The 25,876-nt window shown below is 66.9% G+C and carries 30 protein-coding genes and 1 pseudogene; 15 read left to right on the top strand and 16 right to left on the bottom strand.

Annotated elements, in window-relative coordinates; genetic code table 11:
- Position 1: 1 nt before the first annotated feature.
- Positions 2 to 481 (bottom strand): carboxymuconolactone decarboxylase family protein, encoded by a 480-nt coding sequence (locus AGI3411_RS13865; RefSeq protein WP_129527944.1) that lies wholly within the window; start codon positions 479 to 481, stop codon positions 2 to 4.
- A 76-nt stretch (positions 482 to 557) separates the two neighbouring features.
- Between AGI3411_RS13865 and AGI3411_RS30110 the strand changes: the two genes are divergently transcribed.
- Both AGI3411_RS30110 and chrA read left to right on the top strand, forming a co-directional pair.
- Positions 558 to 704 (top strand): hypothetical protein, encoded by a 147-nt coding sequence (locus tag AGI3411_RS30110; protein ID WP_165359172.1) that lies wholly within the window; start codon positions 558 to 560, stop codon positions 702 to 704.
- Positions 682 to 1,938 (top strand): chromate efflux transporter, encoded by a 1,257-nt coding sequence (gene chrA, locus AGI3411_RS13860; RefSeq protein WP_129527943.1) that lies wholly within the window; start codon positions 682 to 684, stop codon positions 1,936 to 1,938. The genes AGI3411_RS30110 and chrA overlap by 23 nt, the downstream gene beginning before the upstream one ends.
- Here the strand turns inward: chrA and AGI3411_RS13855 are convergent.
- The gene (locus AGI3411_RS13855) at positions 1,921 to 2,730 is read right to left on the bottom strand and encodes an enoyl-CoA hydratase (RefSeq protein WP_129527942.1); all 810 of its coding nucleotides are present in this window, start codon (positions 2,728 to 2,730) and stop codon (positions 1,921 to 1,923) included. The genes chrA and AGI3411_RS13855 overlap by 18 nt on opposite strands.
- Positions 2,731 to 2,804: 74 nt before the next feature.
- Positions 2,805 to 4,004, bottom strand: coding sequence for a multidrug effflux MFS transporter (locus AGI3411_RS13850; RefSeq protein ID WP_129527941.1), 1,200 nt, complete (start codon positions 4,002 to 4,004; stop codon positions 2,805 to 2,807).
- Between the two features lie 74 nt (positions 4,005 to 4,078).
- On the opposite strand from AGI3411_RS13850, the gene AGI3411_RS13845 reads away from it, so the two are divergent.
- Positions 4,079 to 4,399 (top strand): Rdx family protein, encoded by a 321-nt coding sequence (locus tag AGI3411_RS13845; RefSeq protein WP_129527940.1) that lies wholly within the window; start codon positions 4,079 to 4,081, stop codon positions 4,397 to 4,399.
- A 3-nt stretch (positions 4,400 to 4,402) separates the two neighbouring features.
- Here the strand turns inward: AGI3411_RS13845 and AGI3411_RS13840 are convergent.
- Together AGI3411_RS13840 and AGI3411_RS13830 are read right to left on the bottom strand one after the other, a co-directional pair.
- Positions 4,403 to 5,371: pseudogene (locus AGI3411_RS13840) on the bottom strand (tripartite tricarboxylate transporter permease).
- A 315-nt stretch (positions 5,372 to 5,686) separates the two neighbouring features.
- Complete coding sequence (locus AGI3411_RS13830) at positions 5,687 to 6,199, bottom strand: GFA family protein (RefSeq protein WP_244240352.1); 513 nt, start codon at positions 6,197 to 6,199, stop codon at positions 5,687 to 5,689.
- A 422-nt stretch (positions 6,200 to 6,621) separates the two neighbouring features.
- Between AGI3411_RS13830 and AGI3411_RS30105 the strand changes: the two genes are divergently transcribed.
- Positions 6,622 to 6,774, top strand: a complete 153-nt coding sequence (locus AGI3411_RS30105; protein ID WP_165359171.1) for a hypothetical protein — start codon at positions 6,622 to 6,624, stop codon at positions 6,772 to 6,774.
- A 198-nt stretch (positions 6,775 to 6,972) separates the two neighbouring features.
- The gene (locus AGI3411_RS13825; protein ID WP_129527939.1) at positions 6,973 to 7,707 is read left to right on the top strand and encodes a spermine/spermidine synthase domain-containing protein; all 735 of its coding nucleotides are present in this window, start codon (positions 6,973 to 6,975) and stop codon (positions 7,705 to 7,707) included.
- 18 nt (positions 7,708 to 7,725) lie between these two features.
- Here AGI3411_RS13825 and AGI3411_RS13820 read toward each other — a convergent pair whose 3' ends face one another.
- Complete coding sequence (locus AGI3411_RS13820; protein ID WP_129527938.1) at positions 7,726 to 9,276, bottom strand: sensor domain-containing diguanylate cyclase; 1,551 nt, start codon at positions 9,274 to 9,276, stop codon at positions 7,726 to 7,728.
- Between the two features lie 39 nt (positions 9,277 to 9,315).
- The gene (locus tag AGI3411_RS13815; RefSeq protein ID WP_129528041.1) at positions 9,316 to 10,395 is read right to left on the bottom strand and encodes a tyrosine-type recombinase/integrase; all 1,080 of its coding nucleotides are present in this window, start codon (positions 10,393 to 10,395) and stop codon (positions 9,316 to 9,318) included.
- Between the two features lie 174 nt (positions 10,396 to 10,569).
- Between AGI3411_RS13815 and AGI3411_RS13810 the strand changes: the two genes are divergently transcribed.
- A complete protein-coding gene (locus AGI3411_RS13810; protein WP_129527937.1) occupies positions 10,570 to 11,604 on the top strand; it encodes a DNA-binding protein in 1,035 nt (344 codons plus the stop codon).
- Positions 11,605 to 11,651: 47 nt separating this feature from the next.
- Here AGI3411_RS13810 and AGI3411_RS13805 read toward each other — a convergent pair whose 3' ends face one another.
- The gene (locus tag AGI3411_RS13805; protein WP_129527936.1) at positions 11,652 to 11,840 is read right to left on the bottom strand and encodes a hypothetical protein; all 189 of its coding nucleotides are present in this window, start codon (positions 11,838 to 11,840) and stop codon (positions 11,652 to 11,654) included.
- 202 nt (positions 11,841 to 12,042) lie between these two features.
- On the opposite strand from AGI3411_RS13805, the gene ydiK reads away from it, so the two are divergent.
- The 5 genes from ydiK to AGI3411_RS13780 all read left to right on the top strand — a co-directional run bounded on the left by ydiK (position 12,043) and on the right by AGI3411_RS13780 (position 17,109).
- Complete coding sequence (gene ydiK / locus AGI3411_RS13800; protein WP_129527935.1) at positions 12,043 to 13,188, top strand: AI-2E family transporter YdiK; 1,146 nt, start codon at positions 12,043 to 12,045, stop codon at positions 13,186 to 13,188.
- Between the two features lie 225 nt (positions 13,189 to 13,413).
- Positions 13,414 to 14,139, top strand: a complete 726-nt coding sequence (locus AGI3411_RS13795) for an RNA pseudouridine synthase (RefSeq protein ID WP_129527934.1) — start codon at positions 13,414 to 13,416, stop codon at positions 14,137 to 14,139.
- Positions 14,140 to 14,352: 213 nt separating this feature from the next.
- Entirely contained in the window at positions 14,353 to 15,294 is a 942-nt protein-coding gene (locus tag AGI3411_RS13790) for a S66 peptidase family protein (RefSeq protein ID WP_165359176.1), read from the top strand.
- Between the two features lie 125 nt (positions 15,295 to 15,419).
- Complete coding sequence (locus AGI3411_RS13785) at positions 15,420 to 15,764, top strand: helix-turn-helix domain-containing protein (protein ID WP_129527932.1); 345 nt, start codon at positions 15,420 to 15,422, stop codon at positions 15,762 to 15,764.
- A 16-nt stretch (positions 15,765 to 15,780) separates the two neighbouring features.
- A complete protein-coding gene (locus AGI3411_RS13780; RefSeq protein ID WP_129527931.1) occupies positions 15,781 to 17,109 on the top strand; it encodes a type II toxin-antitoxin system HipA family toxin in 1,329 nt (442 codons plus the stop codon).
- Between the two features lie 78 nt (positions 17,110 to 17,187).
- On the opposite strand, the gene AGI3411_RS13775 is transcribed toward AGI3411_RS13780, so the two are convergent.
- The 4 genes from AGI3411_RS13775 to AGI3411_RS13760 form a co-directional block, all read right to left on the bottom strand.
- On the bottom strand, positions 17,188 to 17,649 hold the full coding sequence (locus tag AGI3411_RS13775; protein WP_129527930.1) for an Rrf2 family transcriptional regulator: 462 nt from the start codon (positions 17,647 to 17,649) through the stop codon (positions 17,188 to 17,190).
- A 42-nt stretch (positions 17,650 to 17,691) separates the two neighbouring features.
- Positions 17,692 to 18,561, bottom strand: a complete 870-nt coding sequence (locus tag AGI3411_RS13770; RefSeq protein ID WP_129527929.1) for an SAM-dependent methyltransferase — start codon at positions 18,559 to 18,561, stop codon at positions 17,692 to 17,694.
- A gap of 58 nt (positions 18,562 to 18,619) precedes the next feature.
- Positions 18,620 to 19,969, bottom strand: coding sequence for an APC family permease (locus AGI3411_RS13765; RefSeq protein ID WP_129527928.1), 1,350 nt, complete (start codon positions 19,967 to 19,969; stop codon positions 18,620 to 18,622).
- Positions 19,970 to 20,388: 419 nt separating this feature from the next.
- Entirely contained in the window at positions 20,389 to 20,859 is a 471-nt protein-coding gene (locus AGI3411_RS13760) for a hypothetical protein (RefSeq protein WP_129527927.1), read from the bottom strand.
- 153 nt (positions 20,860 to 21,012) lie between these two features.
- Between AGI3411_RS13760 and AGI3411_RS13755 the strand changes: the two genes are divergently transcribed.
- Entirely contained in the window at positions 21,013 to 21,399 is a 387-nt protein-coding gene (locus tag AGI3411_RS13755) for a DUF6152 family protein (protein WP_129527926.1), read from the top strand.
- Positions 21,400 to 21,415: 16 nt separating this feature from the next.
- Entirely contained in the window at positions 21,416 to 21,901 is a 486-nt protein-coding gene (locus AGI3411_RS13750; RefSeq protein ID WP_129527925.1) for a DUF6644 family protein, read from the top strand.
- A 25-nt stretch (positions 21,902 to 21,926) separates the two neighbouring features.
- Here AGI3411_RS13750 and AGI3411_RS13745 read toward each other — a convergent pair whose 3' ends face one another.
- From AGI3411_RS13745 to AGI3411_RS13730, 4 genes are all read right to left on the bottom strand, one after another.
- Positions 21,927 to 22,205 (bottom strand): DUF2164 domain-containing protein, encoded by a 279-nt coding sequence (locus tag AGI3411_RS13745; RefSeq protein WP_129527924.1) that lies wholly within the window; start codon positions 22,203 to 22,205, stop codon positions 21,927 to 21,929.
- A 9-nt stretch (positions 22,206 to 22,214) separates the two neighbouring features.
- Complete coding sequence (locus AGI3411_RS13740) at positions 22,215 to 22,841, bottom strand: glutathione S-transferase family protein (RefSeq protein WP_129527923.1); 627 nt, start codon at positions 22,839 to 22,841, stop codon at positions 22,215 to 22,217.
- Positions 22,842 to 22,931: 90 nt separating this feature from the next.
- The gene (locus AGI3411_RS13735; RefSeq protein WP_129527922.1) at positions 22,932 to 23,810 is read right to left on the bottom strand and encodes a nickel/cobalt efflux transporter; all 879 of its coding nucleotides are present in this window, start codon (positions 23,808 to 23,810) and stop codon (positions 22,932 to 22,934) included.
- A gap of 8 nt (positions 23,811 to 23,818) precedes the next feature.
- Positions 23,819 to 24,097 carry a metal-sensing transcriptional repressor gene (locus AGI3411_RS13730; RefSeq protein WP_129527921.1) on the bottom strand — a complete coding sequence of 93 codons (279 nt, stop codon included), beginning with the start codon at positions 24,095 to 24,097 and terminating at the stop codon, positions 23,819 to 23,821.
- Between the two features lie 136 nt (positions 24,098 to 24,233).
- On the opposite strand from AGI3411_RS13730, the gene AGI3411_RS13725 reads away from it, so the two are divergent.
- Positions 24,234 to 25,214 (top strand): arsenic resistance protein, encoded by a 981-nt coding sequence (locus AGI3411_RS13725; RefSeq protein ID WP_129528040.1) that lies wholly within the window; start codon positions 24,234 to 24,236, stop codon positions 25,212 to 25,214.
- A 157-nt stretch (positions 25,215 to 25,371) separates the two neighbouring features.
- Entirely contained in the window at positions 25,372 to 25,872 is a 501-nt protein-coding gene (locus AGI3411_RS13720) for a sigma-70 family RNA polymerase sigma factor (RefSeq protein WP_129527920.1), read from the top strand.
- The last annotated feature ends 4 nt before the right edge of the window (positions 25,873 to 25,876 follow it).

Below are 25,876 nucleotides of genomic sequence, written 5' to 3'. Positions count from 1 at the left end.
CTTATTGCAGCCCGGCCTTGCCGAGGCCGTAGGCGGCATCGGCCGAACCGGGCACGGTCCGGAATGCCACGTTCAGGCGGTTCCAGCCGTTGATCCCGACGATCAGCAGCGTCAGGTCCGAGAGTTCGGTCTCCAACAGTTGCTCGCGCACCGCGCGGTAGATATCATCGGGCACGCCATCCGCGGCCAGAGTGGTCACGGCCTCGGTCCAGGCGAGGGCGGCGCGTTCGCGCGGCGAAAACAGCGTGGATTCGCGCCAAATGGCGACGTGGTGCAGGCGCAGTTCGCGCTCGCCCGCGATCTTGGCCTGCTTGACGTGCATGTCGAGGCAAAAACCGCAGCCGTTGATCTGCGAGGCGCGGATGTCGACCAGATGGCCGAACTCCCGGACCGCGGGGGCCTGCTTCAGCGCGATGCTGAAGTCCAGGTACTTCTTGGAGATTTCCGGCGAAATGTCGAAGTAATTCAATCGTTGGGTCATGTTCCTACCTATCGGTGTTGCCGCAAGAACTTGCGAACCGACAGGATGCGGGCAGTTGGCCTAGTGCAGAAGTGCCATGAATGGTGTTTCGATCTGGGCCATGTTTGGCGCCCAGACGGTTGAATCTGCAACGCCGCCCGGCTATAACTTTGAAGCGGGGCTGGATCTGCATGCCCCGCCTGTTGATGAAGCCAAGTCCCATGCCGCTGCCTCCTCCCCATGACGAACATGTCGCCAGCCAGTCGGCGGCGTCCACCCGCGTCGAGTCCGGCCCGGGCTCCTGTCTGGAAGTTTTCCTGGTCTTCCTGCGCCTGGGCCTGACGTCCTTCGGCGGGCCAGTGGCGCATCTGGCTTATTTCCGCAATGAATTCGTCGAGCGCCGCCGTTGGCTCGACGATTACGCGTACTCGGATCTGGTGGCGCTCTGTCAGTTCCTGCCCGGACCGGCCAGCAGCCAGGTCGGCATGGCCATCGGGCTCAAGCGCGCCGGCTGGGCGGGCATGCTTACCGCCTGGATCGCGTTCACGCTGCCCAGCGCGTTCGCGCTCGTGCTGTTCGCGGCGGGGCTGGCGCAATTCGGCTGGCTGTCCGGATCCGGCGCCATCCACGGCCTGAAGGTCGCCGCGGTCGCCATCATCGCGCAGGCGGTATGGGGCATGGGCCGGTCGCTCTGTCCGGACCGACCTCGCGCCGGGCTGGCGATCGCCGCCGCGCTGATCACCGTGGCGCTGCCGACCGCCCTGGGCCAGCTGGGCGCCATCCTGCTGGGCGCCGTCATCGGGGCCGCCGCGCTCCAGGTGCCGGCACGGCCCTCCTTGGCCGCCGAACAGCAAAGCGTGTCCCGCCGCGCGGGCTATCTTGCCCTGGCGCTGTTCGTGCTGCTGCTGGCGGTGCTGCCAGCCTGGGCTGCACTCAGCGGCCAGCCGCTGGCTGCGCAACTGGCCGGCTTCTACCGCGCGGGGGCCCTGGTATTCGGTGGCGGCCACGTAGTGCTGCCCCTGCTGGAATCCGCTTCGGTGGCCGGCGGCATGGTGTCCAATGGGGACTTCCTGGCGGGCTACGGCGCCGCGCAGGCCATGCCCGGCCCGCTGTTTTCCTTCGCCGCGTTCCTGGGCGCCATGTCGTCCGGGCCCTTGTCCGGCTGGATGGGCGCGCTGGCGCTGCTGATCGCGATCTTCCTGCCCGGCGCGTTGCTGGTGGCGGCGGCTCTGCCGTTCTGGGAAAGCCTGCGGCTGCGGCCCGCCGTGCGCAACATGATCGCCGGGGTAAACGCCAGCGTGGTGGGCATCCTGCTGTCGGCCCTGTACGACCCGGTCTGGGTCAGCGGCATCCTGGGCCGCGCCGACTTTGCCCTGGCGCTGCTGCTGTTCGCGCTGCTGGTCTACGCACGCTGGTCGCCCGTGTGGGTGGTGCTGGCCGCCGCCGCAGGCGGATGGGCGCTAGGACTGCTGGCCTAGCGCCTGCCAGCGCGGCCGGCGCTTCTGCAGGAAAGCATCGATGCCTTCGCAAGCGTCGGCCTCCATCATGTTGCGGGCCATCACGTCCCCCGCGTAGTCATACGCGTCGGCCAGCGCCATTTGCCGCTGCTTGTAGAACATACGCTTGCCGTAGCGGATGGCGCTTGGGCTCTTCGCCAGGATGTCGTCCGCCAGGGCCTGCACGCGTCCGTCGAGCGCCGTGTCCGGCACGGCGTCGTTGATCAGGCCCCAGTCCTGCGCCTGGGCCGCGTCGATGAACCTTGCCGTCACCAGCATTTCGAACGCGCGCTTGGCCGACACGTTGCGGCTCAAGGCCACCGCGGGCGTCGAGCAGAATAGCCCGACGTTGATGCCCGACACCGCGAAGGTTGCCGTGTCGGCGGCGACGGCCAGGTCGCAGCTGGCCACCAGCTGGCAGCCCGCCGCCGTGGCGATGCCGCGCACCTTGGCGATGACGGGCACGGGCAGCGCCTGCAATCCCTGCATGACGCTGCCGCACTTCCTGAAGAGCTCCCGGTAGTAATCCAGCGAAGGCTGGCTGCGCATTTCGCGTAGGTCGTGGCCGGCGCAGAATGCCCGGCCCGTGGATTCCAGCACGACACAGCGCGCGTCGGCGTCGCGCGCCAGGGCGTCGATCTCGGCCTGCAGGGCAGCCAGCATGGCCTCGGAAAGCGCGTTGAATTGGCCGGGCCGGTTCAAGCGCAGCGTGACGACGCCGCCCTCGTCGGTGCGCGCCAGGATCGGCTGTTCCGCCGTTTCTTCGATGCTCATATTGCCTCCAGGATGGGGTATCCCTGGATACTACGGCCTGTTCCCATCAAAAGGAACCGGCCGGGCCGCGTGCATCAGCCCGCCGCCAGCTTGCGCGACATGCCCGCCGACAGGCACAGCAGCGGAGCCACGACGGCCGCACCGATCAGCGCCATTGCCGCCTGGGGCGGCATGCCGCTATCGAGCAGGACCGTGGCGATGAGCGCCGATCCGCTCATCTGGAACAAGCCATACACCGCCGCCGCGGTACCCGCGCGTTCGGCGAAGGGTTCCAGGGCCAGGCTCAGGCCCGAGCCCAGCGCCAGCGAAAAGCCCACCGTCAGCACGGCGACCGGCAGCATGAAAATCCACGCCGACAGCGGCAGCCACAGCCAGGCCGCCAGGTGCATGGCGGCGGCCAGCAGCAGGGCGGCCATGCCCACGCGCACCATGGTGTGGCGGCCAAAACGCGCGATGAAGGCGGGCGCGAGGAAGAAGGCGCCGATATTGATGGCCGCGTTGCCGCCGAACCAGGCGGAAAATCCCAGCTCGGAATAGCCCAGCTGCTGCACCAGCACCACCGGGGCCGCCGACACGAAGACGAGGATCATCGCCATGCCGGCCATGCCGAAGGCCGCGAAATACAGGAAGCGTCCGCTCGCCACGATGGGCGCATAGCGGCGCAGGCTGTACAGCGTGCCTTGCGGGCGGGCCGGGGCCGCCCGCGTTTCCTCGAAACGGCCGGCCAGCAGGCCCGCAAGCGCCAGCGCGAACGCCACCATGAAGATGAAGGTGCTGCGCCAGCCCGCGTGCACCGCCAGCGCGCCGCCCACCATGGGCGCCAGCGCGGGCACGGTGCACAACGCGCCATTCAGATAGCTGTAGACGCGCGCGCCCACGGCCGGGCTGAAGCAGTCGCGCACCGCGGCGAAGGCAACGAGCGATGCCGAGCAGGCGCCCAGGCCCTGGATGACGCGTGCGATGTAGAACACGTCCAGCGAGCTGGCGGCCGCGCCGAGCGCCGAGCCCAACAGATAGGCCAGTGCGCCGCCCAGCGCCACGGGGCGCCGGCCGTAGCGGTCGGCAAGCGGCCCGATCAGCATCTGGCCCACGCCCACGGCGAAGATGAACAGCGTAATGCTGGCCTGGAGCGCGGTGACGGGCCGGCCAAAATCCTCCGCCATGGCGGGAAGCGAGGGGAGGTAGATGTCGATGCCCATCGGCGTGAGCGTGACCAGCCCCATCAGGAGGCCGATCAGCCAGCGTTGGCCACGGGGAGATAATGCAGACTTCATGGGCAGGGCTCGGGGTTCATGGGGAACCCGGGAAAACCCGATATTATCCATGAAGGGGAGGTAGAATTCCTTGCATGAACGCGCCCGCCCTCCGACCCCGCATCGTCATCCTCTATTGCACCCAATGCCAATGGTTGCTGCGCGCAGCCTGGATGGCGCAGGAACTGCTGTCCACCTTTTCGACCGACCTGGCCGAAGTCGTGCTGCAGCCCGGCACCGGCGGCGTGTTCCAGATCACCTACAACGGCGACCTCATCTGGGACCGCAAGAGCGACGGCGGTTTTCCTGAAGCCAAGATCCTGAAGCAGCGCGTGCGCGACCGGCTCGATCCGGGCCGGCCGCTGGGCCATATCGACGGCCACAGCGCCGGCCCATTGTTCAATCCCGACGCCTGATCATCAGGCGGCCGGTTCCGAACTGAGCCCGCCTCGAGCCTTGCGCTGCCTGGCCGCGGATACCGCCAGCAGGGCGATCAGCCAGGCGCACGCCGCGATGAACCCCAGGCTGATCGGCCGCGACACGAAGATCGACAGGTCGCCGCGCGAGAGCAGCAGGGCGCGGTGGAAGTTCTCTTCGACCATGGGCCCGAGCACGAAACCCAATAGCAGCGGCGCCGGTTCGAAGCGCAAGCGGATCAGCGCATAGCCGGCCGCGCCGAACACCGTGACCATGGCAACGTCGAACAGGTTGTTGTTCGTGCTGTAGACGCCGACGCAGACAAAGAACAGCGCGGCGGGGAACAGGTAGCGGAACGGCACGGTCAACAGGCGCACCCACATGCCGATCAGCGGCAGGTTCAACAGCAGCAACAGCACGTTGCCCACCCAGAAGCTCGCGATCAGCCCCCAGAACATGTCGGCGTGCTCCACCATCATCTACGGCCCCGGCTGGATGCCGTGGATGATCAACGCGCCCAGCATCAGCGCCATCACCGGATCGCCGGGGATGCCCAGGCTCATGGTCGGGATGAAACTGGTCTGCGTAGAAGCGCTGGTAGCGGCCTCCGGGCCCGCGATGCCTTCGATCGCGCCGCGGCCGAACCGGCGCGGCTCGCGCGCCACCTTCTTTTCCGTCGCATAGGAAATGAACGAGGCGATGGTCGGACCGGTGCCGGGCAGGTTCAGCATGATGGACGTAATGCCGCCCCCGTACTGCGAGCCGTAATAGATGCCCGAAAGCATCACCAGCGCCGCCGTGGGCGGCATGGTGTAGGTGAGCGGCAGCAGGATCGAGATCGCGGCCAGCACGCCCATGCCGGGCAGCACGCCGATCAGGTTGCCCATGAAGACGCCGAAAACAGCCCACATCAGATTGTCCAGCGCGAAGGCAATGGAGAACCCATGCATCAGATTGTTCAGTATGTCCATGGCTCAACCCCAGCGGAACAGCGGGAACTGCAGCTGTAGCGCCCAGGCCCAGCACGATCATCGTGCCCGCGGCCCACGCCTCGCGCCGCACGGCGCTGCGTTTGGATTGCATGGTCTCTCCTCCCGTTGTTGTGCTTTCGACTGACGTTTGTCTGAACGAAAACTGACTGTGCAATGAATGCGGGAGTCTAGAAATCCAAACTTCCGTTCAGCTTTCAGACAGTTCGGAAGGAACGCCGGACCGCATTATTTCTGCACAAAACGGGGGAAATCCCTAGGAACACGCGGCGCCTCGCACCGGTTCCTGGCGGCGGCTCAGGCCTTCGGTATCCAGGGCTTGCGGTCGGCATGCGCAAGCGCCGCTTCAAGGCGCTGTTTGCTGGCGTCGGGCCAACTGGCATCCATGTCATAGAACTCGTCGGCGGCGGGCACATCGTCGGGAAGACGCAGCCACGGATGCTTGGAACGCACGAAGCAATGCGCGCCGGGCGGGAAGTCCGCGGCGCGATCCAGCGTGCCCGCATACACCAGCGCCACGGCTTCGCCATAGGCCGGGTGGTAGCTCCACAGCAGCCCGACGCAGGCCGCGCAACGCACCACGACCACAGTCTCTCCATCGTTCGCGGTTTTGCCGGCGGGATGCCGGCTCAACTCGCCTTGCAACAGCTTCAAACGGTCGGACTCGATGGGCGCGTTCATGGCGAACGCAGTGCCCGAATGCCGCTGGCATACCGTGCAATGGCAGCAATGCACGAACATCGGCGGGCTGGAGAGGCGGTAGCGGACGGCGCCGCAGTCGCAGCCGCCTTCGATGGGTAGCGCAGTCACGATGGGTCTCCGGGGGTAGGGGGGAGCAACCAGTGTATTGGGACGCCAGCCGCCGCAGCAGTGGCGATCGCGACACAATGCGGGGTCGATTGCGACAGGCAAAAAAGCCGCGCGCAGAGCACGGCGGTGGCGCGACAAGAGCGGAAGAAAACAGGCGGGCAATTGGGTGCCGATATCACATTCACGGCATCCGCTGGCTATTTCATTCAAAATTATGCTAAAATACAACAATTGGCAGCAAAAACAACATAATCATGCTGCCTCGCTGCAGCCGGGGCACACCTCCCGGCTGCGTGTTTGCCAGCGTCGCCCGCGCGTATGTCCCCCCGTATCCAGCAATGGAACCGCATCGAAGGCACGCTTGAATCCTGCGTATCGCGCTTGTGCGGGGGAAGCCATGCGCTCTGAATGGGAGAACGCTCATGTCTCATCAATTGGTCGGCAAGAAATCGCGCTTCGAGATCCCCCCGCTGGACTGGAAGGCGCCCGAGGCCAAGAAAGACGCTGACATCAACTCCGTGCCGGCGGACGTCGAATCCACCGAAGACACCGAAGCCTTGCATTCCTCCGCATAAGGCCTGACCGCGCCGCATCTGGGCGCGGCGCCTCCCTCACCGGCCTCCGGCGGCGCACCTTGCGCGCCGTCCGAGGCCGTCCTGCTTTTCCGCACATTGTCCTTTGCCGTTTCCGTCCGCGCGCCGCGCCGGACGATGGCTTGCGTCTGCGCGCCGGGACCACCCCGGCCGCGACCTTCCTGATAGCGAGTACCTGGAATGCCTGAAAGCACCTCGAGCCGCCAGCCGGTCAGACCCTTCATCTATGCCACGACGACGTCGCGGTCCTTGATGTTCTCGCACGGCGAAATACAAAGCCGGATGTGGACCAAGGATCCCTATGCGCTGAACCTGGAATACACGCGCATCATGATGGGATTCCTGTTGCTGAATCCCGAACCCCGCCGGATCGCCATGGTCGGGCTGGGCGGAGGGTCGCTGGCGAAGTTCTGCTATCGCTACCTGCCGTCGGCCCGGATCGACGTCTTCGAGATCAATCCCCACGTCATCGCCTTGCGCGACTCATTCCTGGTGCCCGACGACGATGATCGCTTCGCCGTGATCCAGGGCGACGGCGCCGAACTCATCCAGAAGCACAAGGACGAGTACGACGCGATCCTGGTGGACGGCTACGACATCAACGGCATTCCGGCGCAGCTCACGTCGGATGGGTTCTACGACGGCTGTTTCGGCGCGCTGGCCGCCGGCGGCTTGATGGTGTGCAACTTCCACGCGCTGAACTTCAACTACCGGCGCTACCTGGGCCGCATCCGGCAGCGCTTTGCCGGGTCCGTCATCGAAGTCAGCGACACCTCGCTGGCCCACCGCATCGTGTTCGCCTGCAAGGGGGATCAGCTCAAGCGCCGCACAGGCCTGCCTGCGCGCAGGCCCGAGGCCATGAGCGCGGACCTGTGGTCGCGCGTCGCGCCCGGACTCTGGCCGCTGCTGGACTGAACGCGGTGTCCGCCTGGGCTATGCCGCGTGCGTCACCACGCGATTGCGCCCTTGCTGCTTGGCCACGTAGAGCGCTTCGTCCGCCGCCCGGAACGCCGCGTGCACCTCCGGGCCGGCCGATGGCCATTGCGCCACTCCGGCCGAAAGGGTAATGCCCGCCGTGCCATGCAGGCGGTGCGTTTCCAGGCGCTTGCGCAGGCGCTCGGCCACGTTGGCGGCTTCTTTCTTGCTGGCGGCGGGCAGCAGGATCAGGAACTCCTCACCGCCATTGCGGCAGAGCACGTCTGACGGCCGCGAACAATCGCGCATCAGCTGCGCCACGCCGCGGATCACTTCGTCGCCGACCGTATGGCCATAGGTGTCGTTGACCTGTTTGAAATGGTCGATATCCAGCGCCACCACGGCAAAGGGCGCGCGCGCGGCCTCCAGGCGCTCCACCGCGGCCTGCAGGCCGCGCCGGTTGTGCAGGCTGGTCAGCGGATCGGTGATGCTGGCCTGGTTCAGCTTGCCGATTTCATCCTGCAGGTTCGTGAAGCTCCGGATCACCGCGCGCTTCAGGCGCTGGGCCTCGAAATACCAGGCCTTCACGGACTGGACCCGCTGCATCGCGACGGACACTTCCTGATGCTCCACGTTGGTAGCCAGTTGCGACAGCGGCTGCGAGATCTTGCTCGCGCACCACCAGATGGCCAGAAGAAAGGCGAGGGCGAAGGGCGCGGCGTACTTGACCAGTGCCCAGATCAGGTCGTCCAGCGGCTCCAGCGTCGCCTTGGCGGGACGCTGCGCGATCACGCCCCAGCCGCTCAAGGGGACGCTGGCATATCCCGCCAGCATATCCACGCCCCGCGTATTGACCAGGCGTTGCGAGCCCGCCTGGCCCCGCATGACGGCCGTCACAACCGGGTTGGACCTGACGTCTTCTCCGATGCGGGCGGTGTCCTGGTGATAGATCAGCCGGCCTTCCTGGTCGACCACATAGAGATAGGACCCATCCTGGTAATGGTGCTTGCCCAGCAGCATGTGCAAGGCGCCTTCGCTGCGCAGGTATATCGTGCCCGCGATATAACCCAGATAGCGTCCATTGTCTGCATGGATCGGATGGGAAACATTGATCAGCAGGTTGCCGGACAGCGAGACGTAGGGCTTGCTGATCAGCGGCTTGCGGGCTTGCAGCGCCGCGCGGCTGCCGTCGTTGTCGACCCGGGTGCCCACGAAACCCCGCAGGCTCTGCGAGGCGGCAAGCACCGTGCCGTCGGCGCGGATGATCGCAACCGAGTTGAAACTGTCGGTCTGCTCCTGCAGGCGCGCGGCCTCGGCGGCCAGGATGTCGGGAACCTCGAAGCGGGCGGCCAGGTGCCGGGCGCTGTATTCCAGCTGCCGCTGGGCCGTCTTCAGGAACGCGCCGGCGCTCTCCGCGAGCTTGGCCGCGTAGACGCGATTGGCTTCGAGCGTGTTCGCGATGAGCTGTTCGCGCTGGACGCGATAGCTGGCGTAGAGCGCGTTGGCGGTGGCAACGACGGCGCTGAATATGGTGAGCGCGAGCACGAGCCCGCGCAGGTGGATTCGCATGAAGGGACCGGATCGGGGCAGGGGAAGCAGGGCAGAATTTTAACGTGGGCCGGAATCCGGCTCATCCAGCAGGCGGGCGGCCCGCGATTGGGCGGCCGCCCCCGCGCGGAAGTAGCCCATGACGGTCGCCACGCTGGCGTGGCCGGTCAAGGCCATCGTGTCGCCCAGCGGCACGTTCTGCCGGCCCGCCTCGGTCACGAAACCCGAACGCAGGCTGTGCGCCGAAAAGTCGCCTTGCAGGCCCGCCAGCTTGCAGCGCTCTTGCACGATGTCGCGCAGGGCGGCGGCGGCCAGCGGTTCGCCCACGACATCGCCGCGGCGCACGCGGCGAAACAGGGGGCCTTGCGCGATGCCGCTGGCGCGCAGCCAGGCATCGAGCGCCTGCGCCGCCATGCCGACAATGGGCTTCTGGTCGTTGGCGCGGGTTGTGCCCGCCTGGTTGGTCTTTGATTGTCCGAGGGAAAACAGGAAGCCGTCGGCGGTGCGCGGGGTGTTCTCGACGGTGGCGCGCGCAACTTCGGAGCGCCGCCGGCCGCCGCTGGCCCAGGCGAACAGCAGCAGGGCGCGGTCGCGCACGCCGCGCAGCGAATCGTCGCAGGTCGCAAGCAGCGCCTGCAGCGGTTCGCGCGTCAGCGCGACCTTCTTGGCGGGCGCCACGCCGCGCCGGGCGTAGGCGCGGCGCGTCTTGGCCACCAGTTCCCGCATCCGGGCGCCGCGGCAGGGGTTGGGGTGGCCGTGCAATTCGTGCGCCTTGGATAGCACCGACAGGCGCTGCAGCAGCGTGTTCAGGCTGGGTGGACCCAGCTTGCCCTTGGCCTTCAGGCGCACCAGTTCCTGGTCCAGCGCCAGCGGCAGCTCCCATTTCAATCCGTGCTCGGTCGAACGCTGGGCATGGTCCACCACGAACTGGATAACGGCCGTTTCGGGGAGGGGCAGGGCGAAGGGCTCGCCATAGCGCAGTTCGAACCAGGCCGTCCAGTATCGGATCGCGGCGCGGTAGCTCGCGGCGGTATTGGCGGAACTGCCTTCTCGCATCAGGTCGCGCACGGCGGCGTCCGCCTGGGTGTCGAGCATTCGGGGATCCAGCGCAGGGAGCGCCGCTTGCAGGGTCAGGGGCATCATTTCTGGCTTTTCGCGTCAGGCGAACCCGAACATTCCGGCTCAACCTGTGATTTATATTTAAAGATACATATGCTGTATGATATCTAACATGATTATCAAATTACTCACGATAAGGTTCCATTATCGTGGGTAATTGTCCGACAGATACGAAAAAATCGACGGAGTGCGGCCATGGCCACCGGAATTACCGAAACAGACGTCTGGAGCGCCGCCGACGCCTTGCTGCTCGAGGGCGCCCGGCCCACGATCGAACGTGTGCGCCAGAAGATCGGGCGCGGCTCGCCCAATACCGTCAGCCCGCATCTGGAAACCTGGTTCCGCTCGCTGGGCGCGCGCATCAAGGATCCCGGCGCGTTCGCCGCCGCGCCCGCCATCCCGGACCCCGTCGCCCAGGCGGCGGCCCATTTCTGGGAAGCCGCCCTGTCCCAGGCTCGGGCCGAACAGGCCGAGGCCTATCGCGACCGCTTGGCAGCGCTTGCGCAGGAAGGCGAAAGGCTTGCCGCCGACGCGGAACAGCTGCAATTGCGCGAGGCCGGGGTGGCGCAGCGCGAGCAGGACCTGCAAGAGGCGCTCAAGGTCGCCACGTCGCAATTGGCGGCCGCCGAGGAACGCCTGCAGGCGGCCGAACTGCAGCTGCGCCAGCGCGACGAAAGGCTGGAACAGCAGCAACGGCAGCTCGCGGACGCCCGCGGCGCCGTCCAGGCCCTGCTGGCGGATGCCGAAACATCGCGCAGCCAGCATGCGCAAGCGCTGGATGCCCTGGAATCCCGCCACGCCGCCCATGAACGCCGGTGGCTGAACGAACTGGATAGCGAGCGCGGCACGGTCAAGCGCTTGCAGGCCCGGCTGGAAGAGGCGCAGAGCGCCAGCCAGCAACAACAGGCCCAGGCGCGCAAGGCGCTGTCCGACGAACAAGAACAACGGCGCCGGGCCGAGGAGGGTGCGCAGGCGCTGCGCGCCGACGCCCAGGAAACCCGTGCGCGCCACGAATCCGAACTGGCCGCCGCCCGAAGCGAGGCGGCCGCCGCCGGGGAACGCGAACGCGCCATGGCGTCCCGTCTGGCCGCCGCCGACGCCCGGGGCGAGGATTTCCTGGCGCAACTCAGATCGAAGGACGAGCAGATGGGCGAACTGGCCCGCCACCTGATGGCGTTGACCGCGGACGTGGCTGCCAAGGGGGTGCAGGCCGATCCCGCCGCCCCCTAGCGCCTGCCCGCGGCGCGCAAGAATCGCCCGCGCCGGGCGTATGGCCGCTAATGGCCCGGATAAACGCCCTGGAAGGGTTCGTTGTTCTGCTCGCCGAAATTCGATGAATGATAGTCGGCTGGATCGGCCGCCATGGAACTGCCGGAGCGCGGCGAACTGGAACCGTAGGAACCGGTACTGGAGCAGCCGGCCAGCAGAAAGGCCAGCACCAGGCCGGCGGTGGTCAGGATCCTCATGGCATACCTCCTAGGGATGCGTGCCGGATACGCGGCGGAATACTGCCCTCGGCAAGTCGCGTGCCCAACCACCGTCTTTCCCCTAGTCCGGCGGAATTTCGGATAAATTCGTCAGGAGCGCATCGGCGCGTATCACCCGGGCGGGCGCCCGCTGGTCGCCGTGCGTACCATCAAGGGCGGCCGGCCCTGTCAGGAGCAGCGGGTGAATCCACGTCAAACAGTCGATCTTGCCCGCGTCCTGCTTGTCATCGTGATCCTTGCCGCGCTGATGATAGGCAGCCTTTACATCCTGCGGCCATTTTTGCCGGGCCTGATCTGGGCGACCACGATCGTCGTGGCCACCTGGCCGGTATTGCTGGCGATACAGCGCCATTGCGGCGGGCGGCGCTGGATTGCCACCGTCGCGATGCTGTTCCTGCTGCTGTTCGTCATTGTGCTGCCGCTGTACCAGGCCATCTCGACCCTGGCGTTGCACGGCGGAGCCATCATGGAGGCGATCAAGAGCCTGCCCGACTACGCGCTGCTGGCGCCGCCTTCCTGGATCCGCAGCATTCCGCTGGCGGGCCCCAAGATCGCCGACGAATGGCAGGCGCTGTCGGACGCCGGCGCCGGCGGGTTGCTGGCCAAGCTCGAACCCTACATCACCACCGCCGCGCGTTGGCTGCTCGGCCACGCCGCCATCGTCGGCGTGTTCGTTATGCACATGCTGATCACCGTCGTCATCGCCGGCATCCTCTACAGCAAGGGGGACGTCGCCGCCGACTTCGTGCTGCGCTTCTTCAACCGGCTGGCGGGGCAGCGCGGCATGTCCGCGGTCAGGCTCGCCGGCATGGCGATCCGCGCCGTGGCGCTGGGCATCGTCGTTACAGCGGTCGTGCAGTCCGCGCTGGGCGGCATCGGCCTGTGGATCGCGGGCGTGCCGGCCGCCGGCATCCTGACCGCGCTGATGGTCATGCTGTGCCTGGCGCAACTGGGCCCGTTCCTGCCCATGCTGGGCGGCGTCGCCTGGCTGTTCCAGAACGAGATGAAATTCGCCGCGGCCGTGCTGCTGGTCTGGGCTGTGGTGGTCGCCACGCTGGACAATCTGCTGCGGCCCATGCTGATCAAGCGCGGGGTGAACCTGTCGCTGCTGCTGATCCTGGCTGGCGTGCTGGGCGGGATGTTCGCCTTCGGGATCGTGGGGCTGTTCATCGGCCCGGTGATCCTGGCGGTGACACAAACGCTGCTGAAGGCCTGGATCGACGAGGCGCCGGCGCCCGCATCCGTCCCGATCGCAGCGGAAGCGGGCGCGCAAGCCGCGAGCCCCGCCGCGGGCGCTTCCGATGGCCCCGGGTCCCGGCCGGCCTGATGCGCTTGCCGCGGCACGGGGGATCCCGGCGCGATCCTCCATGCCCCCAACGGGCGTCCCGCGCGTCGCGGGGTAACATCTGCCTCACGGCGCGAAACCCCGCGCCCGCTTTTCAGCAACAACCACGCGGCAATACCCCATGACGATGTCCTCACTCCCGCGCCCGCGCGGCGTTTCTTCCATTCTTCGGCGGCGTGCGGCGCCCGCGCACAAGGCGGTGTTGCCATGAACGAAAGCGTGCGCCTGGCCAAGCGGGTGGCCACGGAACTTTCCTGCTCGCGGGGCGATGCCGAACGCCACATCGAGGGTGGCTGGGTCGCGGTGGACGGCCAGCGCGTCGAAGAGCCGGGTTACCGCGTCGCGCCGGCTCAGACCGTCGGGCTCCTGCCGGGCGCGCGGCTGGAGGAAGTACGCCCCGTCACCGTCCTGCTGCACAAACCCGCCGGCCTGTATGCCAACGACGAACCGGGCTCCGCCCGCGACCTGATCCTGCCCGAGAACCTGGCGGGGGACGACCGCTCCGGGCAGCGCTACCTGAAACGGATGTTCAACGGCCTGAAGCTGGTAACGCCTCTGGAGCGCGCCGCCAGCGGGCTGCTTGTCTATACGCAGGAGTACCCCGTGGCGCGCAAGCTGCAGGAAGAAGCCCGCCTTGTCGAACAGGAGTACGTGGCTCAGGTATCCGGCCAATTGCGCGAAGGCGACCTGGCGCGCCTGCAGCGCGGCCTGGCATATCAAGGCCGTGCCGCCACGCCCATGAAAGTCAGCTGGCAGAACGAAACCCATCTCCGCTTCGCCCTGAAGACGCCCGATCCGGGCTTCATCGAGTACGTATGCGAGACGGCAGGCCTGCGCTTGCAGGCATTGCGGCGCATCCGCATCGGACGCCTGCCCATGGCGGGCCTGGCGGCGGGGCAATGGCGCTATCGCCTGGCCTACGAACGGTTCTAAGGAGCGGGGATGACGACGACAGAAACGCCGGGCCGCCAAGACCGCGAGCCGGACGGCGGACGCAGGCACTTTCTCATCGGCGCCGGATTGCTGGGCCTGTCCTCTGCCGTCCTGGGCGGATGCGCGAGCCCTAGGGCCGTTTCCTCGCGGCAGCCGGCTGCCGCGCCCCGGCCCGCGCCCCCGGTTTCCCATGCGGGCGCCGCGGCGTCGGCGGTGCCCGCGCTCAAGCCGGGCGCCCGCGTTGCCATCGTGGCCCCGGCCTCGGCCGCTCCGGACGCGAGCGATCTTGCCGCGGAATGGCTGCAATCGCGCGGATTCGAGGCGCAGGTCATGCCCGCTTCGCGCTTACGGCTGGAGGCTCCCTACGACTACCTGGCAGGCGCCGACGCCGATCGGCTCAGCGACCTGCACGCGGCATTCGCCGCGCCGGACATCGGCGCCGTGTGGTGTCTGCAGGGCGGTTTCGGCTCATGGCGCCTGCTGAGCAGGCTGGATTTCGGCCTGCTGCGCAAGCATCCCAAACCGTTCATTGGCTATAGCGACATCACGGCGCTGCACCTGGCCATGCAGCGGCACGCCGGCTTCGTGACTTTCCACGGCCCGATGCTGGCGCAGGACCTGCTGGCCGGTAAGCGCCAGCCCACGGAATCGCATCTGTTGGCCATGATCGGCGGGCAGGTGGGGCAGGGCGCGTGGATCGAGCCGCCGCTGGACGCCACTGCCACCGAATTGGTCCCGGGAACGGCGACGGGGCGCCTGGTCGGGGGCAACCTGGCGCTGATCGCCGCGCTGATCGGCTCGCCCAACGAGATCGATACCCGCGATTCCATTCTCTTCATCGAAGATGTCAACGAAGCGCTGCCCCGGGTGGACCGGCTGTTGAGCCAATTGGCCGCCGCGGGCAAGTTCGACGGCGTCAAGGGCGTGCTGGTCGGCAATTTCACGCGCATCCTGGGCGTGCAGATGGACGACGCACAGGCCCAGGGCATGTTGTATCCGCTGATCCTGGATCAATTCCGCGCGCGCGGAATTCCGGTGCTGGCTGGCTGGCCTAGCGGGCACGGCGATCCGAACCTGACCTTGCCGCTTGGCGCGCGGGTGATGTTGGACACGGGGCGGGGCGCACTGCGCCTTGAACAGGCCGTGACGGTGTAGCGCCTACCTATAATGAATCATTAATAGTTCATTATTTAATGAAATGACTCATTAATGAGTCATTAAAAAAAATAAAATGTCTCATTTATAGTGCAAATTTCACTGTAAAGCACTATTATTGAGTCATGAAAAAGAAGATCGAGCCCAGCTTCGACGCCGCTGAAGCGCTTGCGCGGATCGGCGCCAACATTCGTACCGCCCGGCTGCGCCGCGCGGAAACGGAGTCCACCCTGGCCTGCCGCATGGGCGTGTCCCGCGCCACCATCGCCCGCCTGGAACGCGGCGACGGCGGCGTGTCGCTGGCCCTCGCTCTGGAAGCCTTGCTCCAGTACGGGTACGCGGACCAGGTCTTCGCGCTGGGCGACCCGGAACAGGACGGCGTCGGCAAGCGCCTCGACGCCGTGCGCAGGCCAAGCCGGGGCAGCGCCGGCGCGCTGCACTCGCATCGCGTCGATCCCTCGCAGCTATAACGGCTGGCCCCGGAACATGGCACGAACCAAGAAGCAAAAATCCGTCGAAAGCGAATTGTTCGTCTACGTCGACATCCGTGGCGAGGCGGTGCTGGCCGGCATCCTGACGCTGGACGACTCGGACGAAAACCACTTCTTCGCAGAATTCACCTACGTGCAGTCTTACGTGGGCGACCCGCGCGCGTTCGCGCTCGATCCGCTGAACCTGCCGCTGGTCGACGCCAGGACGACGTTCCGCACCGAAAGCCGCTACGAAAGGCTGGGCGCGATCTTCGACGCGGCTCCGGACGCCTGGGGGCGCAACGTGATGCGCGTCGACAATGCCGGCGCGCGCGTTACCGAAGACGAAGTGCTGCTCAAGGGCAGGGGCATGGGAGTGGGCGCGCTGTTCTTCAGCGCGCGCCAGCTCACGCCCAACATGCGCAAAACCTACCGCCTGCCTGAAGTCGGCCAGCTGGAATCGCTGGCCGGCCTCCTGACCGACATCGATCAGGGCGTCAAGCCCAAGGGCCTGTATCGCGACATCCTGGGCAGTTCCTGGGACATCGGCGGGGCCCGCCCCAAAACCATCGTGCGCGACGACGAGGGCGAAATGTGGATCGCCAAGTTTCCGCGCAAGGGGGATTCCTACGACCGGCAGCGCGTCGAGTACGCCAATCTGCAAATGGCCAAGGCGATCGGCCTGACCGTGCCCGACATCCGCCTGGCCGAAACGCACCTGGGGGCGGTCCTGCTGACCCACCGCTTCGACCGCGAGCGGCTCGCCGCGGAGCAGGGCGCCGAGCCGGTCGTCGCGCGCCGCCATTTCCTGAGCGGCGCCTCGCTCATCAGCCCGTCCGTGCAGATCGGCAAGCGCGAACTGGACGGGCCGCGCGGCAAGGCCACGTATTCCTATGCGAGGCTGGCCGACGTGGTGCGCCGCGTATCGTCCAACCCCGTGCAGGATCTGAAGGAGCTGTATGCGCGCATGGTGCTGAACGTGGCCGTCCACAACACCGACGACCACCTGAAGAACGTCGGCTTCCTGAAGGACGAAGGCGCGCACAGCTACCGCCTGTCACCCCTGTTCGACGTGGTGACGCAGGAAGGGTCCGCCAAGCACTACCTGCACATCGGCGCGGCGGGCCGGGAAAGCTCGTTCGAGAATTGCCTGAGCGAGTACCGGCGCTTCGGCCTGCGCGCCGAAGCCGCCGCCCAAGAGATTCTCGAACACGTGCGCGGCGTAGTGCGGGAACGCCAGCGGTTCTACGACATGGCCGGCATGAGCGCGGAAGAAGTCGCGCAGGTCGAGGCCTCGCTGATGGCGTGGCGCCACGGTGCGCCGGCGGTTCGATCGAAATCCTGAAAAACCGCATCGCGGCAGGCGTCTTCGAACGCCGCTTCCCGCAACGCGCGCCGCGCTAACAGGGCAGGCCGGCCCCGTTCACGCGTGCGCCGCCTGCGCGCCGCAGTCCTGCCCGCGCGCCTGCATGCGGGCATGGAAATCCTGGCTCAGGGTGGCCAGCGTGACCTCGCCGAAGCGTGCCAGCAACAGCGCTTCCGCCTCGTCGAAGGCACCGTCCAGCGCGGCGTTGACGGCGGCCTCGACCAGGCAGCCGGGCGATTCGCTGCGGTTGCCCATGGCGAAAATTCCGGGCGAGCCCAGGGCTTCGTAGATGTCGCGCAAGGTGACGGCGGTGAAGTCGCAGGAAATCGTCCAGCCGCCGCCATGGCCTTTTTCGGAGCGCACCATGCCTTGCGCGCGCAACCCCGCCATGATGCGCCGGATCACCACGGGGTTGGTCTGCATGACCTTGCCCAGCGCTTCGGAGGTCATGGGGCCGGGGGCCTCCGCCATGTGGAGCAACACATGGAGCACGCCGGAAAGTTTGCTGTCTCGTCTCATGCAACAGATGCTATTGCATGGACTCCGGCCGGCGCAAGTCCGCTAGGCGCGCTTGGCCGTCCAGTTGCCCTGGCCGGTCGCCTTGCCGCTCATCATCCTGCCATTCACCAAGCCCGTATAGCGCACGCCGTTCGCCGTGAACGCGATCTCGGCGCCGTTCAGGCGCGCATCGGAAATCGGCACCGAGCCCAGCTTGCCTGACAGCTTCTGGTAGTGCTGGTCCAGCTGCAGCGTCTGGCCGCCTACGTCCCACTTGCCTTGCACCTTGGCCGGAACGATCCACAGCAGCGCCGTGCAATAGGTGCTGCAATCCTGCGTGACGGTTTCTTCGGCGTCCGGCTCCCAATCGCCCATGCGGAACGTGTTCGATACCACGCGCGTGCCGGGCGCCAGCTCCAGCAGCCTGGGCCGCAGCTTTTCATTGATCGTGGACAGCAGGAACATGGTGATGACGTCCGCCTTCGACAGGTCGGTGGCGAACAGGTCCGCCGCCACGAAGGTGGCGCGGTCGCCCACGCCCGCGCGCTCGGCATTGCGGCGCGACAGCTCGACCAGATCCGGGTTGTACTCGATGCCCTGGGCCGTCAGGCCGCGCTGCGCGGCCGTGATGACGGTGCGGCCGTCGCCCGAGCCGAGGTCCATCAAGCGGTCTTGGGGGGTGACTTTGGCCATGTCCAGCATCTTGTCGACCAGCGTCTGCGGCGTGGGCACCCAGATGACGTCCTTGCCGTCCTGGCCGACGTTGGGCACGTACTCCTTCTGTTCTGCCGGCTGCGCCGCCGCGGGCGCGGTCTGGGCCTGGGCGCCGAAGGCGCAGGCGAGGGCCAGCGCCATCGCCTGCGCCCGCAGCGCCCGGCGAAAGCGCGGCGCGGAACCGGCGCCGGCCAAGAGTGACTGAATCGCGATCTGCATGATGAAGGCTCCTTGCGTAGGGGGGATTCGAAGGGCCGGCCAACCGGGAACGCGCCCGTTACCCCGGCGCCGGTTCCAGCTTGAGCAGGCGCAGCATGGGCAGGCCCGCGGCCAGCACGGCCAGTCCGATCAGGGCGCCGGCTCCCGCATACACGGCGCTCGAATACACCAGGCCGGCGCATGTCAGCGCTAGCAGCACGGGGGGAAGCGGGTAGAGCGGCACGCGGAACGGCCGTGGACGCCCAGGGTCCAGGCGCCGCAGCCGCACTACCGATATCGCCACCAGCAGCATAAAGATCCAGAACACCGGCGCGGTATATGCCACCAGCGTCTGCACGCTGTTCTGGCTGAAGGCGCCGAGCGCCACCAGGGCCAGGGTAATCGCGCCCTGGACCAGCAGCGCAGCCGCCGGGGCGTCGTTGCGCGTGCTCCAGGCCGCCAGCGCGCTGAGCCGCGGGACGTCCCGGCCCAACGCGCAGTACACGCGGGCGCCGGTAATGATCGTGCCGTTGATGGTGCTGAGCGCGGTGGCGCAGATCGTCAGGCTGAGCAGCGCGGCCGCGTAGGGGCCCGCCGCCAGCTGCATGACGTCGGCGCCCAGCGCCGGCGTGTCGCGCAGCCCTTGCAGGCCGAAAATTTCGAGCAAGGCCAGATTGATCAGGACATAAGCGCCGGTGACGATGGCGGTGCCCGTCAGCAGGACCCGGCTCATGTTGCGGGCGGGGTCGCGCAGTTCCCCGCTCAGGTAGGCCGCCTCGTTCCAGCCGCCGTAGGTCAGCAGCACGAAGACCATGCCCATCCCCATCAAACCGGCCGGATTGCCCGCGAGCGGCGTGACGGCACCGCTTCGCAAGGGGCTATCGCCGGTAGCCGACAGGCTCGCGATCAGCACCGCGGCCAAGGCCGCCAGCGTGAGCATGGTGAAGGTCCATTGCAGGCGTTTCGAATACCGGGTGCCCGCCACGTTCAGGGCGGTCAGCGCCACGACCGATATCGCGGCGTGCAGGGCAGGGCCCTGAGGGCCCAAGGGAACCAGACGCTGCGCATAATCGCCATAAATATAGGCGACCACCGCGATGGCGCCGGTCTGGATCACGGTGCAGCGCGCCCAGGCGAACATCAGTCCCACGCGCTGGCCCCAGGCGCGTGTGAGGTACAAGTATTCGCCGCCCGCGCCGGGATAAGCCGAGCCCAGTTCTCCGTAGCAGAGCGCGCCGATCAGCATGACGAAGCCGCCCGCGCACCACAGCGCGATATAGGCGGCTTCGGATCCGGCGTGCTGCGCCACCAGGGGCGGAAAACCGAAGATGCCGATACCGATGACGACCCCGACCAGCACCATCGTCGCATCCATGACCGAAAGGCCGGCCGGCGCGCGCGTCATTGCCGTGTCCGATGCGTTGCTCATCGCAGCGGGTCCCGCGTGCGCCGGGGCGCGTTCCGCAAAAAGGGGGAAGCCTGGCCGTTCCGTGCCCGCCGCGACGGGCGCAAACGGATGGAACTCGCGGACGAACGCGTGGGCAACGGTGTCATCGGGGCTCTCGGGTAGGCGGCGGAAGCAGGCGCAGGCGCCGTATGTCCACGACGCCTGACAATAACCTGAATACTTTAAGCGACCCACCCGGGTTCGGAAAGGTTTCTCCGGGTTTTCCCGAAAAAAAAGCCGGAAGCCCCTGGCCCGGGTAAAGCTTCCTACGAGAAACAACATCAATAATTCACTCTAACTAATTGATTATTAAAATTTTAAAAGTAAATTTAAAGTGAATTAGTTAAAGTAATTTATTAAGATAGAGACAACAAAAAGCAGCCATCGGCGAGCCTGGGCGGCTAGCGCAAATTCCTGTCCAGGCACGCCTTCCAGTCGGAAGGCAGGGAAATATCCTGCGGCGCGGCGCAAGCCGGCTTGCAAAGATAGATCGAGCAGGCCACATAGCTGATGCTGGACAGCGCTAGGGTGATCATCGGCCGCGCCAGCGACTGCGGGAACCCGCGCAGAAAGCGCAGGGCGAAGTCTGAGGGCTCGGCAAACCCCTTGGCCAGCGAATCGCGCAGCAGACGCAGGGTCACGCCATACAGCCAGGACGAGAACTTCGTGCCGCCGAGCTTGCGGCAGGCTTCCAGCTGTTGGCCGAAGGCCGGCGCCAGGGCGGGAGCGGTGTGCTGCAGGTGCGCTGCCAGCAGCCCCTCCAGTTCGCGGGCATGCCGGCACACCAGATCCCGCAAGGGGATGTCGGTATCGGCCGCCGCCGTTGCGGACGGGGCAGCCGGGGCGGCACAATGGTTCGTCGGCGTCAGCATGTCCCGTCGGATCGCAAATCTTCATCACTAGACTTCATGGGTGAGGATTAGATATTGCGGACGGATCCTTGTGAATCACTGAAACTGGGTATTTGCCTGCCGGGCCGGCATCGGCCACGGGCAGGAAAGCCCGCCTCGACTCAGGAGATCGACATGAAACATTCCCTACGCATGGGCCTGGCGGGGCTGGCGCTGTCTGCGCTGGCGGGCGCCCCGATCGCGGCCCTGGCGCATCACGGCTGGTCATGGGCCGAGTCCGAACAGATGACCTTGCAGGGCACGGTGCAGCAGCTCCAGATCGCGCCGCCCCATCCCTGGCTGGACGTCCAGACCGATGCCGGCATCTGGCGCGTCGAACTGGGCAACCCCACCCAGACGAAGAAAGCGGGATTCGTCGAAGGCTCCGCCAAGCCGGGCGACGCGGTCACCGCCATCGGCAACCGGGACCGGGACTCGGCCAAAAAGCGCATGAAGGCCGTGCAGATCAAGGTCGGCGGCAAGACCTACGATATTTACCCTAGCCGGATCCAAAAACCCTGAGCCGCGGACCGCGACGATGCCCGACCTGTTGCGGCTCGCCCTGGAGCAGCTTGAAAACTTGCCGCCGTCGATCTGGCTGCGGCGGTCCGGCACGCTGTACCTGCTGGTGAATGCCGCGCACATCGGATCCATCGGCCTGCTTATCGGTTCCATCGTGCCCCTGGACCTGCGCCTGCTGGGCATGCTCAAACCCGGCCCGCTGGCCGCGCTTGCGCCCGTGCTGGCGCGCACTGCCGCCGTGGGGCTGGCGCTGGCCGTCTTGACCGGCGCCATGCTGTTCAGCGTCCGCCCTCTGGAATATCTTGGGAATTCCGCGTTTCTCGTCAAGATGGGGCTGCTGGGCGCGGGCACCCTGAACGCCTGGATTGTGCGCCGCGGCCAGGCCTGGGCCCGGGTGCTGGACCAGGGCAGAGCCGGCGGCGCCATGCGCGCGCAGGCTGGGGCGTCGCTGCTGCTGTGGCTGGGCTGCCTGGTGGCGGGACGCTGGATCGGGTTCCTGTGAGAACCGCGCCGGAGCGCCCGCGGGTTCAGCTCCGCTGGCGCCCGTCGGCCTTGTCGTACTTGCGCCAATAATCGAACTCGCCTTCATGGACCTCCAGGTCCACCTCGGAGACGCGCGCCTGCAGGCGTTCTTGCACGTCGGCGACCGCCTTGTTGTAGACGGTTGGCCCGATCTCTTCCAGGAAAAACCCCAACAGCGCGCCAGCGGTGAGGTTGCCGATAGGCTCGTCCATATTGTGGTCGAAGTACCGCTGGATGGAGGCGATGGCTTGCGCGCGGGCCTGCGGGTCGAGTTCGATTGCCATGGAAAGGGCCTATTGCGCCTTGGCTTGCGCCAGCGCGCGCTGCACCGCCGGACGCACCGCCACCCGGGCCAGGTAGGCGGTCAGCTTGGGGAACTGCGTCAGGTCCACGCCGTCGCCCTCGAGCCAGCTTCCGATGGTGTACATATAGCCGTCGGCCACGCTGTAGCGGTCGCCCGCCACCCACGGGCCGGCGATCTGCGATTCCAGATAGGCGGCGCACGCGGTCATGGCCTGCGGCACCTTCGCGCGCATGGCCTCGTGCGCGGCGGGATCGTCGGCCCAGCGCGCGCCACGCCGCTTGTGCGCATGGGCAACGTGGGCCGTGGAAGCCAGATAGCTCGTCAGTTCCTGCATGCGCGCGAACGCGAAGGGGTCGTCCAGGGGCGCCAGGCCGGCCTTCGGAAAGCTCTGCGCCACGAACGCCAGCAGCGCGGGGGTTTCCGTCAGCACGCCATGCTCGGTCGCCAGCGCCGGCACGCGGCCCTTGGGATTGATACGCAAGTATTCCGCGCTTTGCTGTTGCCCGGCGCTGAAGTCGAGCTTGACGAGGTCGAACTCGGCGCCCGCTTCATGCAGTGCGATATGGGTGGCAAGCGCGCAAGTACCAGGGGCAGAGTAAAAGGTCCAGCGGGACATCGGCATCCTCTTTCGGCATGGGGTAGGACAGCTATTATCTCCCTATCGCGGCCGCCGTCCAGCAGGCCGGCGCCCTGACATCCGCGCCGCTTACGCCGCCGGGATGCCGCGCCACCCCAATATCCCTACGTAGACGCCCACGGCGACGATCAGCACGCTCGACAAGTAAGGCGCGCGCTGCGCCAGCCGGCTGAACCAGGGCGCGTGCCGGGCCGCGTGGCGCACGCTCAGCGCCGCCACCGCGCCCACCGTGACCAGGGTGATTGCCAACCCGATCGAAAAGCACAGCACCAGCACGGCCCCCAGGGTGAATTCCTTCAGTTGCAGGCACAGCAGCAGCACGGTGATGGCGGCCGGGCAGGGGATCAGGCCCCCGGTCAGGCCGAACAACGCAATTTGCCAATGGGTAACGCGCCGGTCCGCGAAGCGCCGGCGGATATCGTCCGCGTGCGCCCGCTGGTGCGCGTCCTGGTATTGCTCGCCATCGTCTTGCGGCCTGCGCACCGTTACGCGGGCGGGATCGTGCCGGTGTTCCGGCGGCGCTTCGCCACGAGCGCCGCAGGCATGCGAATGATCGTGGGAATGATCGTGCGAATGGCCATGCCGATGACGGCGCGCGGCGTGCTGCTCGCGCCAGGTGCGCCAGAACATCCAGGCGGCGACCAGCACGATGATCGCCCCGGATGCCAGCTGGAAGTAGGGTTCGATCTCCTCGGCGGCGACGCCTTGCCAGAGGAGCATGCCGCCCAGCCCGATGCCCCACACCACCAGCGTATGCGAAATGGTCGCGGTGAGCCCCAGCAGTACGGCCTGCGATACCGTGCCCCGGATCGCGACGATAAAGGCGGCCATCATTGTCTTGGAGTGGCCGGGCTCCAGGCCGTGCAGGGCGCCCAACAGAATGGCGCTGGGAATGAACAGCCAGGCGTGCGACGCCCCCTGGGCGACCAATTCGGAGAAGGACAGCATATATCGCGTTACAGGTACTTGGTGATGGCTTTGAATTCGTCGATGGCGCGCTGCCTGTCCAGCTCGAGGTCGCTCACGGCATCCTGCAGGCAATGATCGATGTGATCCTGGATCAGAACTTTCTTGGCCTGAGAGATGGCTTTTTCCACCGCATGCAACTGCTGGGCCAGTTCCAGGCAGGGACGATGCTCATCCATCATGTGCAGGATGCTGCGCAAATGGCCTTCCGCGCGCTTGAGCCGCTTGGCCACGGCATCGTGATGGTGGTGGGGATCTGCGGTTTTCATAGGCGGAATCATATCCTCCCTGGGAGGATGTGCCTTCAATACCCATGATGGCCATCGGGCTTGCGCGCCGCCCGGGCGACGGCGCAACGCTATCATTGCGCCTCTTGCCCCCCGACAATCGATCCGACACATGCCATTGCAGCGCCTGAGAGACCTCCTGGAAAGACAGCAGGTTGCCGTCTATTTCGGCGCGGTCATCATCGCGGGGGTGCTGGCCTGGCAGGTCCCCGCGTCGTCGGCGCTGGCGCCTGCCATCGACCCGCTGCTGGGCTTCATGCTGTTCGTGACCTTCCTGCAGGTGCCGCTCACCGAGCTGCGCCAGGCGCTGGCCAACGTCCGGTTCCTGGGCGCGCTGCTGGTCTCGAATTTCATCGCCATACCGCTGCTGATCGCCTGCCTGCTGCCCTGGCTGCCCGGCGCGCCGCTGGCCAGGATCGGCGTGCTGCTGGTGCTGCTGACACCCTGCATCGACTACGTCGTGACATTCGCGCACCTTGGGCGGGCCGACGCGCGCCCGCTGCTGGCGTCGACCCCGATCCTGCTGGGCGCGCAAATGCTCCTGCTGCCGGTCTACCTGGGCGCGTTCCTGGGCGAGGAAGCCGCCGGCCTGGTCCATTGGGGCCCGTTTATCCACGCGTTCATCTGGCTCATCGCGGTGCCGTTGGGCCTGGCCGCCGCCTTCCAGACCGGCGCCGTCCGCAGCCGGGCGGTCCAGGGGGCAGTCAAGCTCCTGGGCCTCTTGCCCGTGCCCGCGACGGCATTGGTGCTGTTCGTGGTCGTGGCGGCCGTCGCCCCGCAGCTTGGCCTGGCCGTTGACGAGGTGCGGGCGGTCGCTCCGGTCTACGTGGCATTCGCCGTGCTCGCGCCCGCCATCGGCTGGGGTGTCGGCCGCCTCTGGCGGCTGCCCGCGGAGCAGGCAAGGGCGGTGTCGTTCAGCGCGGCGACGCGCAACTCCCTGGTCGTCCTGCCGCTCGGCCTGGCGATTCCCGGGGCCGTTCCCTTGCTGCCGGCCGTCATCGTGGCGCAGACGCTGGTGGAACTGGTGAGCGAACTGATCTACATCCGCCTGCTGCCGAGGCTGGGCAGGCCGCGGCGGATGGTGGGCGCCAGGGACTAGGCGCCCGGCGCATGGTGTCGCCCTGGCGGCAGGGGCGCCATGCCCGCTCGATATTGCAAACAATTCTTGGTATCATTTCCTTGTGTTGGCCGCCGGCGGTGCTTTCGCGCAGGCGGCTTTTCTGTGTCATCGCGCCGCCTGCCCGGCGCGTTCGAGCATGTCCAATCCCGTCCAGCCGCTCCAGCTTCTTTGCGAAAACCACTACGAATGGCTCTGCCAGTGGTGGCGGCGCCAGCTCGGCCACGGCGACGAGGCATCGGATTTCGCGCACGACACCTTCCTGCGCGTCCTGCGCAACCCCGAGGACGTTCGCACGCTGCGGCAGCCCAAAGCCTATCTGACAACCATCGCCAGGGGACTGCTTAACGACCATTGGCGCCGCCGCTCGCTGGAACGCGCCTGGCTGCAGGCCGTCGCCGCGCTGCCTCCCGAACTCGATGCCTCGCCAGAGATGCTGCTGAGCGTGCAGCAGGCCCTGCAACAGCTGGACCGCATGCTCGCGGATCTTTCGCCGCAGGCGCGCGGGGTGTTCGTCCTGTCGCAGCTGGAAGGCCTCACGTACGCCGAGATCGCCGCCCGTACCGGCCTGAGCGACCGCACCGTGAAGCGCTACATGGCGCAAGGCTTCGAACTCTGCCTGACCTTGCTGGAACCCTGACCCG

This window comes from Achromobacter agilis (assembly GCF_900496965.1).
In the GTDB taxonomy this organism is placed as follows: domain Bacteria; phylum Pseudomonadota; class Gammaproteobacteria; order Burkholderiales; family Burkholderiaceae_B; genus Achromobacter; species Achromobacter agilis.
This window is presented reverse-complemented; position numbering and strand designations above follow the sequence as displayed.